The sequence below is a fragment of the Nocardia sp. NPDC003345 genome (assembly GCF_053589395.1).
In genome coordinates this window covers 1-16,731 of sequence record NZ_JBSFRU010000116.1, presented here as the reverse complement: position 1 = coordinate 16,731, position 16,731 = coordinate 1, and the positions used below count along the sequence as shown (strand labels likewise).

17 protein-coding genes are annotated in these 16,731 nt (G+C 69.3%); 3 read left to right on the top strand and 14 right to left on the bottom strand.

Going from position 1 to position 16,731, the window contains the following annotated elements; translation table 11 throughout:
- The coding region (locus tag ACWDU1_RS15345; RefSeq protein ID WP_449998974.1) for an AraC family transcriptional regulator at nt 1–204 on the bottom strand (204 nt) is incomplete at its 3' end.
- 114 nt (nt 205–318) lie between these two features.
- Between ACWDU1_RS15345 and ACWDU1_RS15340 the strand changes: the two genes are divergently transcribed.
- A complete protein-coding gene (locus ACWDU1_RS15340; RefSeq protein WP_449998972.1) occupies nt 319–981 on the top strand; it encodes a hypothetical protein in 663 nt (220 codons plus the stop codon).
- Here the strand turns inward: ACWDU1_RS15340 and ACWDU1_RS15335 are convergent.
- From ACWDU1_RS15335 to ACWDU1_RS15305, 7 genes are all read right to left on the bottom strand, one after another.
- Nucleotides 964–1,164, bottom strand: coding sequence for a hypothetical protein (locus ACWDU1_RS15335; RefSeq protein ID WP_449998978.1), 201 nt, complete (start codon nt 1,162–1,164; stop codon nt 964–966). The two genes, ACWDU1_RS15340 and ACWDU1_RS15335, sit on opposite strands and share 18 nt — an antisense overlap.
- 155 nt (nt 1,165–1,319) lie before the next feature.
- Nucleotides 1,320–2,012, bottom strand: a complete 693-nt coding sequence (locus ACWDU1_RS15330; RefSeq protein WP_449998970.1) for a CE1759 family FMN reductase — start codon at nt 2,010–2,012, stop codon at nt 1,320–1,322.
- A complete protein-coding gene (locus ACWDU1_RS15325) occupies nt 2,009–2,593 on the bottom strand; it encodes a MarR family winged helix-turn-helix transcriptional regulator (RefSeq protein WP_449998968.1) in 585 nt (194 codons plus the stop codon). Before ACWDU1_RS15325 ends, ACWDU1_RS15330 begins: the two co-directional genes overlap by 4 nt.
- Nucleotides 2,590–3,750 (bottom strand): LLM class flavin-dependent oxidoreductase, encoded by a 1,161-nt coding sequence (locus tag ACWDU1_RS15320; protein WP_449998967.1) that lies wholly within the window; start codon nt 3,748–3,750, stop codon nt 2,590–2,592. The genes ACWDU1_RS15325 and ACWDU1_RS15320 overlap by 4 nt, the downstream gene beginning before the upstream one ends.
- Before the next feature lie 108 nt (nt 3,751–3,858).
- Nucleotides 3,859–4,893, bottom strand: coding sequence for a phosphotransferase (locus ACWDU1_RS15315; RefSeq protein ID WP_449998965.1), 1,035 nt, complete (start codon nt 4,891–4,893; stop codon nt 3,859–3,861).
- Nucleotides 4,890–5,945 (bottom strand): TIGR03857 family LLM class F420-dependent oxidoreductase, encoded by a 1,056-nt coding sequence (locus tag ACWDU1_RS15310; protein ID WP_449998963.1) that lies wholly within the window; start codon nt 5,943–5,945, stop codon nt 4,890–4,892. Before ACWDU1_RS15310 ends, ACWDU1_RS15315 begins: the two co-directional genes overlap by 4 nt.
- Nucleotides 5,942–6,841, bottom strand: a complete 900-nt coding sequence (locus ACWDU1_RS15305; RefSeq protein WP_449998961.1) for an SDR family NAD(P)-dependent oxidoreductase — start codon at nt 6,839–6,841, stop codon at nt 5,942–5,944. Before ACWDU1_RS15305 ends, ACWDU1_RS15310 begins: the two co-directional genes overlap by 4 nt.
- Before the next feature lie 213 nt (nt 6,842–7,054).
- On the opposite strand from ACWDU1_RS15305, the gene ACWDU1_RS15300 reads away from it, so the two are divergent.
- Together ACWDU1_RS15300 and ACWDU1_RS15295 are read left to right on the top strand one after the other, a co-directional pair.
- Nucleotides 7,055–8,413, top strand: a complete 1,359-nt coding sequence (locus tag ACWDU1_RS15300) for a cytochrome P450 (protein WP_449998959.1) — start codon at nt 7,055–7,057, stop codon at nt 8,411–8,413.
- Entirely contained in the window at nt 8,414–10,087 is a 1,674-nt protein-coding gene (locus ACWDU1_RS15295; RefSeq protein WP_449998957.1) for an FAD-dependent oxidoreductase, read from the top strand.
- Nucleotides 10,088–10,193: 106 nt separating this feature from the next.
- Here ACWDU1_RS15295 and ACWDU1_RS15290 read toward each other — a convergent pair whose 3' ends face one another.
- The 6 genes from ACWDU1_RS15290 to ACWDU1_RS15265 all read right to left on the bottom strand — a co-directional run.
- The gene (locus ACWDU1_RS15290) at nt 10,194–12,905 is read right to left on the bottom strand and encodes a fumarate reductase/succinate dehydrogenase flavoprotein subunit (protein WP_449998955.1); all 2,712 of its coding nucleotides are present in this window, start codon (nt 12,903–12,905) and stop codon (nt 10,194–10,196) included.
- Nucleotides 12,902–13,666, bottom strand: a complete 765-nt coding sequence (locus ACWDU1_RS15285; RefSeq protein WP_449998953.1) for an ABC transporter ATP-binding protein — start codon at nt 13,664–13,666, stop codon at nt 12,902–12,904. Before ACWDU1_RS15285 ends, ACWDU1_RS15290 begins: the two co-directional genes overlap by 4 nt.
- Nucleotides 13,663–14,463, bottom strand: a complete 801-nt coding sequence (locus ACWDU1_RS15280) for an ABC transporter permease (protein WP_449998976.1) — start codon at nt 14,461–14,463, stop codon at nt 13,663–13,665. The genes ACWDU1_RS15285 and ACWDU1_RS15280 overlap by 4 nt, the downstream gene beginning before the upstream one ends.
- A 53-nt stretch (nt 14,464–14,516) precedes the next feature.
- Entirely contained in the window at nt 14,517–15,896 is a 1,380-nt protein-coding gene (locus tag ACWDU1_RS15275) for an ABC transporter substrate-binding protein (protein WP_449998951.1), read from the bottom strand.
- Between the two features lie 12 nt (nt 15,897–15,908).
- A complete protein-coding gene (locus tag ACWDU1_RS15270) occupies nt 15,909–16,136 on the bottom strand; it encodes a 4Fe-4S dicluster domain-containing protein (protein ID WP_449998949.1) in 228 nt (75 codons plus the stop codon).
- Nucleotides 16,137–16,731, bottom strand: a 595-nt coding sequence (locus ACWDU1_RS15265) for a GntR family transcriptional regulator (RefSeq protein WP_449998947.1), incomplete at its 5' end; no start/stop codon positions are given.

Genomic DNA, 16,731 nt, shown 5'->3' with positions numbered 1-16,731 from the left:
GTACGGGGATTCTCCGTAGGCCTGCCGGAATTGGCGGCTGAGATGGCCGGCGGACATATGGACCGCGCGAGCGAGGGCTTCGACGTCGAGTGGTTGTGCGTATTCGCGGTCGATCCGGTCGCGGACCCGGCGCAGGCGGGCGAAATCGCGGAGGTCGGCGGTGGGGCGCTGCGGCCGGTCGGGGGCTTGTCGGGGCTCACGCATTGTCGCCTTCCTGGTCGGAGTGCCGGGTTCAGTGTGGCACGGGCGAGGTTGCCGAGGGCCGGGCAGTTCCCGGTTTGCCCGCTCACCGGCGCGCCGACGTACTCTGCACACGATATGAGCGAGATGGACTATCCGGTACTGCTGGCCGTCGAGGATTTCGTTCCGGTGCTGTTCACCTCCGCAGGGGTGGTGCTGCTGCGCCGGATCGTCGGGCCGCCCCGGGTGGTGCTCGCGGCGGCGGTACTCGTCGGCGCGGGCGGTCTCGCGAAGGCGACGGCAAAACTGATCGTGGCGTGCGGTGGGCCCGATCTGCCGTGGTTACGCGAACTGTTGTTCCCGCTGCTGACCCTCGGCTTCGCGTTACTGTGCGCACCGGTCGCGCGGGCGGCGACGGGTGCGGTGCCGAGGTGGCTCACCGTACTGATACCGGCTCTCACCGCGGCGTGCGCGCTGAGCGCGTTCGCGATGGCGGATACGCTGCCGCTATTGGTGAGCACGACCGTGTTCTCCCTGCTCACCGGAATCTATCTGATCGCTTGGGCCCGGCAGCGTGGCGATCGGGTAGCGGCGGTGCTGGTGGGGATCCAGCTGCTGGGTTTCGTCGTTCTGAGTCCGCTGGGAGCGCTCCCGAACCAGACGGTAGCGCTGCAGTGGGGGGAGCAATTGTGTAATACCGCGGCGCAGGCCGCATTCCTGATCGCCGTGTGGCGGCTGTCCACCGGCGAACGCGCGGCCGCAGATTCCGATAGGGTGCGAGCGCTACTCCCCGATCACTGACGGCGGCGCGCGACCGTTCACTCGGGGTGGCGCCGCCTGCGGCGCGGCGGCCGGGCGCCTCGGAATGCCTCGGCGAGCCGCGTGTGGGGTTGCCAGTTCAGCCCATTGGGCAGGCCCCAGCCGAACCGGACCGCCGCCGACCGCCGTGGTGATGCCCAGAAGTACCGCCGGGAGCCGGCCCAGCCCCGCGGCCAGTGTTTTCTGGGCGCCGGTGACGCCCAGAAGCCGATTACCGCGGCGTCCAGAGCGGTGAAGAGGGGGCGGTCACCGCAGCGAGTTAGCACCACGGCCCGGTTCTCCCCCGTGCTGGGGCGAGGTGAACCGGGCCGTGGTTCAGTTCACCGGCCGGCGGGTGCGGCGTTGCCGCCGGCGGCGAGGCGCATGAGGTCGGTGTCGAGGTCGACGGTGGTTTCGGTACCGCCGGCGCTGCCGAAGGTGTGCTGGTAGCTGTTCCAGGATTCGTTTTTGACCTTGTGCGCGAAGCCGCTTTCCATGAGCAGGACCAGTTCGAGCGCGGCGCGGTCGATTCGTTTGTTCAGGTCGGTGTCGTTCCAGTCTTCGGAGGCGGCGAACAGTGAGGTGGGCACGGTCATGGTGCGCAGGAACGCGAAGAGTGCGCGCATCTGTTCGTCGACGACGAGGGCGTGGCGGGCGGTGCCGGCGGTGGCGGCGAGGACGACCGGTTTGGCGATGAGGAGGTCGTTGTCGAGGATGTGGAAGAAGGAGGTCAGCAGGCCGCTGGGTGCGGCCTTGTAGACGGGGGCGGCGACGACGAGGCCGTCGGCGGCCGCGAGGGTGTCGACGGCGGCGGTGAGCTTGGGTCCCATGAGCTGGGAGACGAGCGCCGTGCTGATCTCGGTAGCGAGTTCGCGCAGTTCGATGACGTCGACGGTAACGGTGGCATGGTGCCGGGCGGCGAGGGTGCCGACCCGGGCGGAAACGCGGTCGGCCAGCATTCGGGTCGAGGAGGGATTGCTGGTGCCGCCGCTGACGACGACCAGCCGGTAGGTGGTGCGTTCGCCGGTGTTCATTGTTGCTCCTCGGTTTTCAGGGGTTCGGATGTGTTCGCGAGTTTGGCGCAGATCGTTTCGAGTGCGTGCAGGTCGGCGTCGTCGAGGACCGCGGTGAGGGCCCGGGCTACCCCGACCGCGTGCCGGCCGCCGATGCGCCGCTGCTGGGTGCGGCCCTCGGGGGTGAGGGACAGCCGCACGCCGCGTCCGTCGGCCGGATCGGGGGTGCGCCGGACCAGGCCGCGGTCGACGAGCCGGTCGACCATCCGGGACAGGGCGGGCTGGGTGAGTAGTACGTGCCGGTTGAGTTCGGCGGGCCGGATGGGTTCGGGGCATTTGGACAGCGTGTAGAGGACGTCGTATTCGCGCATGGTGAGTCCGTGCCAGACGTCCTGGGCGGCGAACTGTTTCATCAGGACGGCGTGTGCGGTGAGTAGTTGTTCCCAGGCGTCGTTGGCGAGCCGGCTGCTGGTGCGGGCCGGTTCCCGGCCGGGGTTGCGGGGCCCGGCCGGGAGCGTATCGCCCGGGTCGTCTCCCCCGTGCGTGAGGATGGGTCCCGCGTGGTCGTGGTGCACCCCCGGCTCCGGGCCCGACTCGTTCATACCGTGGCGTCCTGGTAGGGGTTGGCGCCGGCGAGGTTGTCGCCCTGGTTGGCGTTGGGCCGGGCCTGGCGGGGCGCGGTGTCGCCGTATTCGGCGGTGACCCGGGCCCGGTGGGTGGGGGCGGGTGCCGATTCGGGGTCGCGGCGGGCGTCGAGTTCTTTACGCAGGACCGGCACGACGTCTTCGCCGAGCAGGTCGAGCTGGTTCAGGACGGTTTTCAGGGGTAGTCCGGCGTGGTCCATGAGCCACAGCTGGCGTTGGTAGTCGCCGAAGGTGTCGTGGAAGGTGAGGGTTTTGTCGATGATCTCCTGGGGGCTGCCGACCGATAGCGGCGTCATTTCGGCGAAGTCTTCCAGCGAGGGGCCGTGTCCGTAGACGGGTGCTTCGTTGAAGTAGGGCCGGAATTCGTTCCAGGCGTCCTGCGATTTCTTGGCGATGTAGGCCTGGCCGCCGAGTCCGACGATGGCCTGTTTCTTGGTGCCGTGGCCGTAGTGTTCGAAGCGCTGCCGGTAGAACTCGATGAGCTGGAGCGAGTGGACGGTGGGCCAGAAGATGTGGTTGGCGAAGAATCCGTTGCCGTAGTAGGCGGCCTGCTCGGCGATCTCGGGGGTGCGGATGGAGCCGTGCCAGACGAAGGGCGCTACGCCGTCGAGGGGTCGTGGGGTGGAGGTGAATCCCTGTAGCGGGGTGCGGTACTCCCCTTCCCAGTCGACGACGTCTTCGCGCCAGAGCCGGTGCAGCAGGTTGTAGTTCTCCAGGGCCAGTGGCAGTCCGGCGCGGATGTCCTTGCCGAACCAGGGGTAGACGGGTCCGGTGTTGCCGCGGCCGAGCATCAGGTCCATGCGGCCTTTGGCGAGGTGCTGCAGCATGGCGTAGTCCTCGGCGATCTTCACCGGGTCGTTGGTGGTGATGAGGGTGGTCGCGGTGGTGAGGATCAGCCGTTCGGTGGTGGCGGCGATATGGGCGAGCAGGGTGGTCGGCGAGGAGGAGAAGAAGGGCGGGTTGTGGTGTTCGCCGATGGCGAAGACGTCGAGCCCGACCTCTTCGGTTTTGCGGGCGATCTGCACGATCGCGTCGATCCGTTCGGCTTCGCTGGGGGTGATGCCGGTGACGGGGTCGCGGGTGATATCGCTGACCGAGAAGATTCCGAATTGCATCTGGTGGTTCTCCCGCCTTGGTTTCTATGCGTTTGCATCTAGTTGAACCGGCGGGTTGGGCGAGATATTCCGGGGCCCGGTTCGGGGGCCGGTTCGCGGGCGCCCGGGTCAGGCGGGTTGCTGCCGGAGGGAGTCGAGGTCGCGGATGGCGGCGCAGCTGCGGCGGGTCATGGCGGCGAACATGGCGTCGCCGCGTTCGCTGGGGGTGCCGTAGGCGGCGCCGAAGATGGCGACCAGCGGGCCCTGCAGTGCGGCGAACCGGTAGTCCTGCCAGCAGTCGTCGAGGGTGTAGCCGGTGACTCCGGAGGTGACGAGACGTTCGTGGTAGGTGCCGACGAGCGCCTTTTCCGCGGCTCGCCGGTCGTCCGGGTCGAGGCTCGTGGTGATGAAGTAGGCCAGGTCACGGGCAGGTAGTCCGAGGTTCACCGTCTGCCAGTCGACGGCGGTGACCACCGGGGGGTCGCCGGCGTCGAACAGCAGGTTGTCGAGGCGGTAGTCACCGTGGACGAGGCCGAAGCGGTCGGGCCGGGCAACCAGCCATTCCGCGATGACCGGTTCGCAGGCGCGCAGTGTCTCGTGGTCGCCCGGTGCCAGCAGCGGGCCGAGCCGGTCGAGGAAGATATCGGTGGTGGGACCGAACAGGTCCCGCAGCATCGTGGCTTCCTCGGCGCCGTTGCGGGTGAAGCCTTCGATGGTGAGCAGTTCGGGGTCGCACCAGCGGGGGGCGTGCAGTCCGGCGAGGTTGGCGACCGCGGCGTGGGCGTGGGCGACCGGGCAGCCGGCGATCTGGTCGCCCTGCCGGGCGGGGGCGAGGTCTTCGAGCAGGAGCAGGAATTCGGAGCCGTCGCCGTGGATCTCGGCGTGATGGCAGCGGGGGGTGCGTACGTGCACGGTTTCGGCGATTTCGGCGTAGAAGCGCACTTCCTGCCGGTAGGCGCCGGCGAGCATGGCGCGGGCGGCGGGGTCGGTGGCGGGGAGTTTGGCCAGCAGGGTCTGCGGGACACCGGTGCCGGTGAGCCGGAGGCGGTGCACGGAGCCGATCTGGCCGGTGCCGACGGGTTCGGTGGCGACGGTGTGGACGGTGCGGCCGAGAATCGCGGTGAGCCGTTCGGGGGTGAGATCGTCGATGGCGGTGAGGGTCACGCGGGGCTCCCGGCGGTGTCGCGGTGGTCGCGCCAGGCGGCCACGAGCGGGGCGAGTTCGGTGGGGGTGTTGCCGTGCAGGACGACCCCGTCCACACCGGCCGTGAACTGGTCGGCGATCCGGGCCGCGCAGGCGGCGGGGGTTCCGGTGGCGGAGGCGGCGAGCCATTCGGCCGGTAGCAGTGCTTCGACGGCGGCGAGTGTTTCGGGGTCGGCGACCGCGTCGAGCGCTCCCCCGGCGCCGGTGACCAGCGGGTGGGCGCGGAAGTCGTCGAGTACGCGCTGGTCCCAGCCGTTCACCCGGACCAGGATGTCGCCGTAGCCCTGTAGGTAGGTGCCGAGGCGGCCGACGAGTTTGCGCAGGCGGGCGGTTTCGCCCTGGGTGTCGTCGACGGTGACCAGGACCGACCAGATACGGACGGCGGCGGGGTCGCGGCCGGCGGCCTCGGCGGCGGCGCGGACGGTGTCGACCGCGCGGGCGGTCGTCTCGTCGGTGAAGAAGGTGTGCAGCACGACCTGGTCGGCGATCTCCCCGGCCAGACGCAGGGTGTTGGGTCCGATGGCGGTGAGGGTGACCGGGATGTTCTCGTCGTAGCCGGGGTCCAGGCGCAGTAGCGGGTATTTCCCGGCGGGGCCGTCGTGGCCGACGATGGTGTCGCCGTGCCAGAGCCGGCGGTAGAGGCCGACGGCGTCGCGGATCTGCGCGGAGGTGATGCGCGGTAGTCCGAGTACGTCGAAGAGCAGGTCGAAGCCGCGGCCGAGTCCGAGGCTGTAGCGGCCGCGGGTGAGGCGGTGCAGGGTGACCGCGGCGGTGGCGGTGACCACGGGGTGGCGGGTGTTGTGGTTGGTGGCGGCGGTGCAGAGTGCGAGTTCCTCGGTGACCGCGCCCGCGGCGGCGGCGAGGGTGAATGCCTCTTTGGTGTTGAAGCGTTCGGAGAGGAACAGGGTGCCGAGGCCGAGTCGTTCGGCGTCGCGGGCTTCGCCGAGCAGGATGTGCGGATCGTCGGCGTGCCCGGCGAGGCCGTAGCAGCCGAGTTCGGGGAATTCGGTCATTTCTTTCCGGTCCGGGCGGTTTCGGGGGCGATCATGGTGTGCAGTTCGTCCTGGGTCCACGGTGGGCTGTCGGTGTGGTCGCGGAAGCCGAGGATGGCGGGGGTGGGCCGGTCGTAGCGGCCGACGAAGCCGCCGGCGGCGACGAAGATCTGCCCGGTGATCTTTTCCGCGGCGCGACCGGCGAGGTAGAGGTAGAGCTGGGCGACGTAGTCGGCGGGCGGGGCGTCGAGGGCGGCGTTCTTGCTGAGTTCGTCGAGCATGCCGCGCCGGTACAGTTCCAGGATTTTGGCCTCGTAGGCGAATCCGCTGGAGAGCCGGGTTTTGGCGCCGGGGCAGACGACGTTGGCGCGGACGCCGTGTTCGGCGAGTTCGGCGGCGATGGCGAGGGTGAGGCTGTTGACGGCGCCTTTGCCCGCGGCGTACCCGGTGCCGCCGTAGTCGCCGAGGTAGGCGAAGGAGCTGGTGTTGATGATGCTGCCGCGACCGCGGGCGACCATGGCCGGCGCGGCGGCGCGGCAGGTGTTGAAGGTGGTGGTGAGGTGGGAGTCCAGGAGTTCGCGCCACTGGCGGGCGGTGACGTTGAGGATCGAGGATTCGGCGGGTTCGGCGATACCGGCGCAGTTGACGAGGATATCGATGCCGCCGAAGGTGCGGACGCAGGTGGTGACGAGTTCGGTGGCGGTTTTCTCGTCCGCGGCGCTGCCGGGGACGCCGATGGCGCGGTGTCCGGCGAGGGTCAGGGATCGGACCGCGCGGTCCACTCCGGCCTCGTTACGGCCGTTGACGACCACTCCGGCGCCGTGGCGGGCCAGGGCGTGGGCGACGGCGTGCCCGATTCCGCTGGTGGCGCCGACGACGACGGCGCCCTGCCCCTGCAAGGTGTGCTGACCGCTCATGGTTCTGCTCTCGTTACTCCCGGCCTGGTTCTCCCACGGCCGAACACTTCTCCGTACAGGTGTCCGGACAGTATGGCATTCTGACCTGGGTGGAGGTGGCCGATCGGCCGCGTTCCACCGTCGGCTACCTTGCTTGCCCGCAGTCGTCCGTAGTACTGTCCAGACAGGTGTCTACCATAGATCCTGGACAGTAATCTGGGGAAGGATTTCCACATGACTTCGGTGAAACCGCCGCGGGTGTCCGGAGGCGAACACGAGCACGGCCACCTCGAAGAGTTCCGTACCGACCCGATCGCGCTCATGCGCCGGGTCCGGGAGGAATGCGGTGACGTCGGCCAGTTCGAACTCGCCGGACGCCATGTCATCCTGCTCACCGGGTCCGAGGCCAACGAATTCTTCTTCCGGGCCGCCGACGAGGATCTCGACCAGGCCGCCGCCTACCCGTTCATGAAGCCGATCTTCGGTGAGGGCGTGGTGTTCGACGCCAGCCCCGAACGCCGCAAGGAGATGCTGCACAATTCCGCGCTGCGCGGCGACCAGATGCGCGGGCACGCCGCCACCATCGAACGCGAAGTCGACCGCATGCTCGCGAACTGGGGCGACGAGGGCGAAATCGACCTGCTCGATTTCTTCGCCGAACTCACCATCTACACCTCCTCGGCGTGCCTGATCGGCACGAAGTTCCGCGAGGAACTCGACAGCCGGTTCGCGCACCTCTATCACAACCTCGAACGCGGCACCGACGCCCTGGCCTACGTCGACCCGTATATGCCGATCGAGAGCTTCCGGATCCGCGACGAATCCCGCGCGCAACTGGTGGAACTCGTCCAGGAGATCATGACCGCGCGCATCGCGAACCCGCCCGCGGACAAAGAGGACCGCGATCTACTGGACGTTCTCGTCTCGGTGAAGAAGGAGGACGGCACCCCGCATTTCAGCGCCAGCGAGGTCACCGGCATCTTCATCTCGATGATGTTCGCCGGTCATCACACCACCTCCGGGACCGCCGCCTGGTCGGTGATCGAACTGCTGCGCCATCCGGAGGTGCTGTCCGGGGTCGTGAAGGAACTCGACGAGCTCTACGCCGACGGCCAGGAGGTCAGCTTCCACGCGCTGCGCCAGATCCCGCAGCTGGAAGCGGTACTCAAGGAGACCCTGCGCCTGCACCCGCCGCTGATCATCCTCATGCGCGTGGCCCAGGGCGAATTCGAGGTCTGTGGGCACACCATCGCCGAAGGCGACCACGTCGCCGCCACACCCGCCATCTCCAACCGGCTGCCCGAGGACTTCCCCAACCCCGACAGCTTCGACCCCGGCCGCTATATCGACCCCAACCAGGAAGACCTGATCAACCGGTGGACCTGGATCCCCTTCGGCGCCGGCCGGCACCGCTGCGTCGGCGCCGCGTTCGCGCTGATGCAGTTGAAGGCGATCTTCTCGGTACTGCTGCGGGACTGGGAGTTCGAGATGCTGCAGCCCTCGGAGACCTACCGCAACGACCACTCCAAGATGGTGGTGCAGCTGCAACAGCCGTGCCGGGTGAAGTATCGCCGCAGGAAGCTGGCGAGTTAGATGGCCTACGTCATCACGCAGCGCTGCTGCAATGACGCGAGTTGCGTGGCCGAATGCCCGGTGGACTGTATCCGCCCGCGGCCCGAGGACCCGCAGTTCGCGACGGCGGAGATGCTCTACATCGACCCGGACACCTGTATCGACTGCGGCGCCTGCTACGAGGCGTGCCCGGTGGACGCGATCTACGCCGAAGAGGATCTGCCCCCGTATCTGGACGGTTTTCGCGCGGTGAACGCCGGCTATTTCGAACGGCATCCACTGGAACCGGATATGTCCCCGCCGGCGCCCGTGCAGCGGCTCGCCAAAGATCTCGGGACGCTGCGGGTGGCCGTCGTCGGAACCGGCCCGGCCGCCTGCTACGCCGCCGAGCAACTGGTCGGGGTGGGAGCGGTCGAGGTGGAGATGTTCGACCGGCTGCCCACCCCGTGGGGGCTGGCCCGGTACGGGGTGGCCCCCGACCACGCCCAGACCCGCGGGGTCACCGAGATGTTCGCGGCCGCGTTCAAACGCGACAGCCTGCAGATGTACCTGAACACCGAGGTCGGCACCCATATCACCCACGCCGAGCTGCGTGAAAGCGTCCATGCGGTGATCTACGCGGTCGGGGCGCCCTCGGACCGGCGCCTGGACATCCCGGGCGAAGAACTCCCGGGCAGCCATTCCGCCACCGAATTCGTGGCCTGGTACAACGGCAATCCCGATTACGCGGACCGCCGATTCGACCTGTCCGGTGAACGCGCCGTCATCGTCGGCAACGGGAACGTGGCCCTCGATATCGCGCGGGTGCTCACCATGGACCCCGAAGAACTGGCCCGCACCGATATCGCCGACCACGCGCTGGCCGCCCTGCGCGACAGCGCCATCCGCGAGGTGGTGATCCTGGGCCGGCGCGGACTACTCCAGGCCGCCTACAGTGCCCCGGAGTTCCGGGCCCTCGGACGGCTGGACGGGGTCGATATCGTCGTCGACCCGGCCGACGTCGTGCTCGACGCGGCCGGGCAGGCGTTTCTCGACGGTCCGGACTCGGCCTACGAACTCGGGCTCAAGATCGCGGCGGCGGGTGAGTACGCGGCCCGGCCACCGCGCGATGGGTACAAGCGGATCCGGTTCCAGTACTGCGTATCGCCCACCGAGATCACCGGCGGCGACCGGGTGCGCTCGGTGCGATGGGTGCGCAACGAACTCACCGGGCCGGCCGGTTCACCCTCCGCGCGCCCCGGCACGGAAACCGGTGAACTCGACGCCTCGCTGGTGGTACGGGCGGTCGGTTATCGCGGGCAGCCGATTCCCGGCCTGCCGTTCGACGAGCAGCGGGGGGTGCTTCCCACCGAATCGGGCCGGGTGGTCGACGAATCCGGCGCGCCGGTGCCGGGTGTGTACGCGGCCGGCTGGATCAAACGCGGACCGCGCGGCGTGATCGGTTCCAACCGTGCCGACGCCGCCGAAACGGTGACCGCCCTCTTGGACGATTTCCGCTCCGGTGCGCTCACTGCCCCCGTACGGGATCGCACCGCGCTCGCCGGACTGGTCCGGGAACGGCAACCCGATGTGGTGGACCGCACCGCCTGGCAGGCGGTGGATCGTGCCGAACGCGCGGCCGGGTCGGCGGCGGGGAGGCCGCGGGTCAAACTGGCGACCGTCGAGCAGTTGCTGGCCACCGCCCGTAAAGGCTGACCCGCCGTTCTCCGGTTGGCCGCGCCGATGATGCGGCGGCGGACCGTCGCACCGGTACGACCGGGCGGCCGGCACCGGAGAGAGGTGCGGCCTCCCCTCGGTTTCCCTATCCGCCTTCCGGTCCCGTCAGCGCGCGGCGCGCGTAGGCCCGGACATCGGCGTCGGTATCGGCTGTCGCTTCCTTCAGGGCGATCCGGGCTCCGTCGTGACCGGCCCATCGGGCCAGTGTCAGGACCGCCGCTTTGCGCACGTCCAGATGCCGGTCGGTGAGCGCTTCGGTGAGTGCGGGCACCACCCGATCGGGTTCTCCGGCGGCCAGGCCCCGGCTCGCGCCGACCCGCACCTGCCATGCGGTATCGGTCAATGCGGTCACGCAGGTGTCCAGGTCGGCCGCGGTGGCGCCGGTATCGGCGAACGCGGCCAGGGCGGCGGCCCGGACCAGCGGGTCGCGGTCTCCGGCCAGAATCCGGACGGTGTCGGCCCCGCCGTCACCGACGGTGGCCAAGCCCTGGGCGACCGTGATCCGGACTTCCCGGCTGGCGTCCTCGGCGGCGGTGGCGATCGCGTCACGACAATCGAGCGATACCAGCGCGCGCACCGCTTCGATCCGGACCCGGTGATCGGGATCGGTCAGGGCCTTCCGATAGGCGGCGGCCGAACCCGCGCGGGTGGCGCGCAACAGATCGACCACCAGTGCGCGGACCACGGGGTCGGGCGAGGTGAGCCGTGCCGTGAGCCCGTCCGCGGAGGGCAGGACCTCGACCAGTTCGCGCAAGGCGGCCGCCGCGGCCCCGCGGACGGTGGCGGCGGGATCGTCGAGCGCACGTACCAGCAGGGGCGCGAAACCGTCCGGAGTGTTCTCGGTGAGCGCCGCGATGGCCGCGACCCGGACCTGTTCCTCGTCGTCGGCCAGGTAGTCCGCCAATTGGTCCGCGGTGGGGGCGTCCAGTGCCAGCAGGGCCAGCAGCCGCGGCGACGCCGCCGGTGCCGGGGCGGACGTCCCCGGGCGATCGGTGGCCGGTGCGTTCGGGGCGCGGCGGTGCCCGACCAGCTCCGGCTGGGCGACAACCGCGGGTTCCCCGACCGAGGGCAGATCGTCGAGCCCGGGCACCGGCACCAGATACGGTGCGACCGGGCGTTTCAGGAATTCCATGCCGCCGTCGGTGTTCTTGCGCAGGTTGAGGTGGTAGCGCCACTGCCGGTCGTCGCGTTCGGGCAGGTCGGCGCGCTCGTGGTAGAGACCCCACCGGGATTCGGTGCGTGTCAGCGAACTGCGGGCCGCCATTTCGGCGCAGTCGCGGATGAACGACACCTCCACCGCGCGCATGAGTTCGTGCGGGGTGCGTGCGCCCATCTCGGCGAGATCGTCGCGCATCCGCTCGAAGGTCTCCACCGCCAGCGAGAGTTTCGCGGCGGTTTTCGGCGGGGCCACATAATCGTTGACGAAACGGCGCAGTTTGTATTCGACCTGCGGTTGCGGTGGGCCGTCGGGGTGGCGCAGCGGCCGGTACACCAGTTCGTGGGCGGCGGCGATCTGACCGGCGGGAAGTGTCTGCGGGACGGTCACGTCGGCGAGCGTTCCGGCGGCGTGCGAGCCGGCGAGTTCGCCGAACACGAAGGCGCCGATCATGTAGTTGTGTGGCACACAGGCCAGGTCACCGGCGGCGTACAGGCCCGGCACGGTGGTGCGGGCGTTCTCGTCGACCCACACACCCGAGGCGGAATGACCGCCGCACAAGCCGATCTCGGAGATATGCATCTCGATATCGTGGGTTCGGTAGTCGTGGCCGCGGTTGGCGTGGAAGGTGCCGCGGGTGGGGCGTTCGGTGGTGTGCAGGATCCCTTCGAGGGTGCTCAGCGTTTCGTCCGGCAGATGGGAGACTTTCAGATAGATCGGCCCGCGCGCGGAATCGATCTCGCGCTTGACCTCCGACATCATCTGACCCGACCAGTAGTCGGAGTCCACGAACCGCTCCCCCTGCGCGTTCACCTGGTAACCGCCGAACGGATTCGCGACATAGGCGCAGGCCGGGCCGTTGTAATCCTTGATCAGCGGGTTGATCTGGAAACATTCGATCCCGGACAGTTCAGCGCCCGCGTGATAGGCCATCGAATAGCCGTCACCGGCGTTGGTGGGGTTCTCGTAGGTGCCGTACAGGTAGCCCGAAGCGGGCAACCCCAGCCGTCCGCACGGGCCGGTCGCCAGGATGACGGCCTTCGCGCCGACGGTGACGAATTCGCCGGTGCGAGTGTTGAGGGCCGCCGCGCCGACGGCACGCCCGTCGTGGGTGAGGACCCGCACCGGCATGAGCCGGTTCTCGATCCGGATGCGTTCCCGGTTCTTGCGCTGGCGCAGCACCCGGTAGAGGGCCTTCTTCACATCCTTGCCCTCGGGCATCGGCAGCACATAGGAGCCCGAGCGGTGCACCCGGCGCACCGCGTACTCGCCGTATTCGTCCTTCTCGAATTTGACGCCGTACCGTTCCAGCCGCTGCACCATGGCGAATCCGCGGGTCGCGGTCTGATACACGGTGCGCTGGTCGACGATTCCGTCGTTGGCGCGGGTGATCTCGGCGACGTAGTCCTCGGGTTCGGCCTTGCCCGGGATGACGGCGTTGTTGACCCCGTCCATACCCATGGCCAGTGCCCCGGAGTGCCGGACGTGCGCCTTTTCCAGCAGCAGGACGTTCGCGCCGTGTTCGGCGGCGGTGAGCGCGGCCATCGTCCCGGCCGTACCGCCGCCGACGACCAGGACATCGCAGTCCAGGCGGACGGTGTCGGCGAGGTCGGGTGCCGCGAAGAGGGTGGGTGCGGTCACGTCAGGGCCTCCACTAGTCGGTCGCGCTGGGCCTGCCGGTCGGCGGCGGCGCGGGGAGTCGGAACGTCGACGAGGGCGCGTAACGGCCGGCCGGCGCGGCCGAGTACCGCGACCCGGTCGCCGAGCAGCAGCGCCTCGTCCACGTCGTGGGTGACGAACACGATGGTGGTGGGATGGGTGCGCCAGGTGTCGATCAGCAGGCGCTGCATGGTCGCGCGGGTCTGGGTGTCCAGCGCGCCGAACGGTTCGTCCATCATCACCGCGCGGGGTGCCCCGGCCAGGCCGCGTGCCAGCTGGACCCGCTGGCGCATCCCGCCGGACAGGCTCTTGGGCAGATAGTCGGCGAAGCCGGTGAGCCCGACCTCCTCGATCCACCGGTCGGCCGCGGCCCGGCGGCCCGCTTTCGGTTCGCCGCGCAGCTTCAGCGCCAGTTCGATATTGGCGCGTACGGTGCGCCACGGCAGCAGCGCGTTGTCCTGGAACACCACCGCGCGGTCGCGGGAGGTGGTGGTCACCGGGTCGCCGTCGGCGAGGACCCGGCCGGAGTCGGGGCTCAGCAGTCCGGCCAGTGCCCGCAGCACGGTGGATTTACCGCACCCCGAGGGGCCGGTGAGCACCAGGATCTCGCCCGGTCGCACGTCCAGGGACAGATCGTGGATCACCGGTTCGCCGGTGTAGGACAGCGAGATCGCGTCCAGGCGCAGGCTCATTCCGTGCTCGGTGTCGGGGCGCGGTTCGCGGGTCGCGAGGGTGGTGGTCATCGGTTGTTCTCCTCTCCCCTGGGCAGCCAGCGGGTGACGCGGCGGCCGAGCAGTTCGATCGCGGCCGAGGTGCCGAATCCGAGGACCCCGATGGTGAGGATGCCGACGAAGACACCGGGATAGTCGACGATGGTGTAGGCCTGCCAGGTCCGGTAGCCCACGCCGAGGCGCCCGGAGATCATCTCCGCCGAGATCAGGCAGATCCAGGCGACACCGATCCCCACCGAGAGCCCGCCGAAGATACCGGGCAGCGCGCCGGGGAACACCACCCGCACCAGCACATCCCAGCGGCTGCCGCCGAGGGTGCGCACGGAGTCCTCCCACAGGGTGGGCAGGGCGCGGACCGCGTGCCGGGTGCTGACCATGATCGGGAAATAGGCGGCGAGCCCGGTGATGAAGACGATCCCGGTCTCGTCGTCGGGGAACAGCAGGATCGCGATAGGCACCACCGCGATCGCCGGTATCGGGCGCGCCAACTCGGTGAGCGGGCCGAGGATGGCGGCGAACAGGCGGGAGCGGCCCAGCGCGATACCGCTGGCCACACCGAGGACCGTCGCGATCCCGAATCCGGACAGGATCCGGATCAGCGATTGCGCCAGATCCAGGTAGTAGACGTCGGTGCCCAGCTGACGGCCGAACGCGGAGACGACCTCGGTGACGGTGGGCAGGGTGTCGAACCGCAACCAGACGCGGATATCGGAGGCGGTCAGCAACTGCCAGATCAGCACCGCGCCCGCTACCGATCCCAGTCGCAGGAAGCGGCCCGGCCACACCGAGCGGGTCTGCCGCACCCGCACCCGCGCCCGGTCGCTGTGCAGGGCGGTGCCGGCGTCGGCGGTGGCGGCCGCGGTCACGACCGCACCTCGGCGACGGCCTGGTCGTAGCCCACCGGCCGGGCACCGGGATGCGCCTGCCGGTGGCGCTGCGCGGCGGCCTCGGTGGTGAAGGCCAGGAAGGTGTCACCGTCACGCAACCAGATCGCCTTGTCGGCGAACCACCGGGTACCGAGTTCGGAATCGACCACATAGGCGGCCCGGACGGAGGTCCCCTGCGCGCGGGCGGCTTTCACGGCGCGCAGCAGTTCGGTCGGATTGCCCGCGGGGCGGGTGGTGTCCTGGCCGTCGAGCCACAACTCGGTACCGGAGCCGGCGGTGTGGTTGGTGCCGTCGGCGAGGGCCCGCTCGTAGTCGAGGCCGCGGGTGGCGTAGGCGGCGCGGATGAGCCGGTCGTCGGCGAAGGCGCCGGTGTCGAGGTCGGCGAAATCGCCGATCGATTTCAGGTAGCGCACATCGTCTTTGAACGCGGCGAGCAGGCTCGGCTTCAAGGTGGTGTCGAACGAGGTGCCGCCCGGGCCGTTGTACAGGTACACCACTTCTTGCGGCAGGTCCGAGCCCTCGGCCACGATCCGCGACGCCTCCAGCGGTTGTTTCCACAGGAATTCGGTGGCATCGAGCTGGGCCTGCAGGAACGCGTCCACCACTTCCGGATGTTCGGCGGTGTAGCTTTCGCGGGCCACCACGCCGTGGAAGGTGGGCACGTTCAGTTCGGCGCCGTCGTAGAGCAGTTTGGCCTTGTCCTGGAACACCAGCAGCCCGGGCCAGGCCACGAATTGCGACAGCGCGCTCACCTGACCCGATTCCAGCGCCGAGGCTCCCACCTGCGGTTGCTGGTTGAGGACCTCGACGCCGGCGACCGGGTCGATCCCCGCCCGGGTCAGCGCCTGGACCAGGGTTCCGTGGCCGGCCGAGCCGACGCTGGCGGAGACCTTCTTCCCGGCCAGATCGGGCAGTCCGGTGGCGGGCGAATCCGGCGGTACGACCACCATGTTCAGCGCGCCTTTGGGGTTGTAGCCGGTGACCGAGATGAATTCGGTGCGGGAGCGGTCGTTGGCCTGGGTGCGGGAGCCGTTGATCAGCAGCGGGTAGTCGCCCATCGATCCGATATCGATCTTCTCCGCCACCATCTGCGCGGTGATCGGGGCGCCGGTATCGTAATCCTGCCATTCGACCTGGTAGGCGGGCCCACCGTCATCGGTGATCCGCTGCAGGCGCTGCTCCAGATACCCCTGTGCGCGCAACAGGGTGCCCGCGGTGACGGTGTTGATGGTCTTGGACTGGTAGCCGATGACGACGCGGACGGTGTCACCGCCCGCGGCGCTGTCCAGCGAGCATCCGGTGAGTGCGAGGGCAGCCGCGGCGGCGATCGCGGCCAGGCGTTTCAGTGTGGGCATTGTGATGGGTCTCTACCTCAGGAGATACGGCATGTTGACGGTGACGGCGCCGGTCGGGCAGCGGGCGGCGCAGGGGCCGCAGTACCAGCATTCGTCGACGTGCATGAAGGCCTTCCCGTTGTCCGGGTTGATGGCCAGGGAGTCGAGCGGGCAGATCTCGACGCACAGGGTGCAGCCCTCGATACACAGCGATTCGTCGATGGTGACGGGGATATCGGCGCGCTGATCGGCCAGTGCCATCTACAGGACCTTCCATTCGGGGATACCGCGGGACAGGCTGCCGCGCAGCGTGATCCGGTCACCGCGCATCCGGATGTATTCGAGGTCGACGGGAGTGCCGTCGTCGAGGCGGGTGAGCCGTTCCAGCATCAGCAGCGGCGCCCCGTCGGGGGTGTCGAGGGTGGCGGCGGTGTGCCGGTCGGCGGGGATGGCCTCCACGGTGAGATCCGCCGACCCGAGGGATTGCCCGCTGAGCTGTTCGAGCAGGACGAAGACATCGGTGTGGGCCAGGTCGTGGTCCAGGACGCGCATGCCGATCCCGGGGGCGAGATAGGTGAGATCCAGGCTCAGCGGCTGATCACCGAGGTAGCGGAGGCGTTCGAGGTAGACGACCTGCTCACCCGGGGCGAGGTCCAGCCGCCGGGCCACCGCGGGCGGGGCGGAGATGAGCTGGGCGACCCGCACCTCGTTGCGCACGGTCCCCCGGCCCTCCAGCGTTTCCTGTAACCCGAGCAGCGCGTCGAGGCCGTGATCGTATTTGCGGGCCGCGACCCTGGTGCCCACCCGGGGCGCGCGGGCGATCAGGCCTTCGTCCCGCAGCAGCGCCAGCGCTTCG

Bases quoted from the DNA above. Each gene is read 5' to 3' on its own strand.
- ACWDU1_RS15320 (WP_449998967.1), bottom strand. From the start codon at position 3,750: ATGCAATTCGGAATCTTCTCGGTCAGCGATATCACCCGCGACCCCGTC.
- ACWDU1_RS15325 (WP_449998968.1), bottom strand. From the start codon at position 2,593: ATGAACGAGTCGGGCCCGGAGCCGGGGGTGCACCACGACCACGCGGGA.
- ACWDU1_RS15285 (WP_449998953.1), bottom strand. From the start codon at position 13,666: ATGACCACCACCCTCGCGACCCGCGAACCGCGCCCCGACACCGAGCAC.
- ACWDU1_RS15340 (WP_449998972.1), top strand. From the start codon at position 319: ATGAGCGAGATGGACTATCCGGTACTGCTGGCCGTCGAGGATTTCGTT.
- ACWDU1_RS15275 (WP_449998951.1), bottom strand. From the start codon at position 15,896: ATGCCCACACTGAAACGCCTGGCCGCGATCGCCGCCGCGGCTGCCCTC.
- ACWDU1_RS15305 (WP_449998961.1), bottom strand. From the start codon at position 6,841: ATGAGCGGTCAGCACACCTTGCAGGGGCAGGGCGCCGTCGTCGTCGGC.
- ACWDU1_RS15270 (WP_449998949.1), bottom strand. From the start codon at position 16,136: ATGGCACTGGCCGATCAGCGCGCCGATATCCCCGTCACCATCGACGAA.
- ACWDU1_RS15295 (WP_449998957.1), top strand. From the start codon at position 8,414: ATGGCCTACGTCATCACGCAGCGCTGCTGCAATGACGCGAGTTGCGTG.
- ACWDU1_RS15330 (WP_449998970.1), bottom strand. From the start codon at position 2,012: ATGAACACCGGCGAACGCACCACCTACCGGCTGGTCGTCGTCAGCGGC.
- ACWDU1_RS15310 (WP_449998963.1), bottom strand. From the start codon at position 5,945: ATGACCGAATTCCCCGAACTCGGCTGCTACGGCCTCGCCGGGCACGCC.
- ACWDU1_RS15300 (WP_449998959.1), top strand. From the start codon at position 7,055: ATGACTTCGGTGAAACCGCCGCGGGTGTCCGGAGGCGAACACGAGCAC.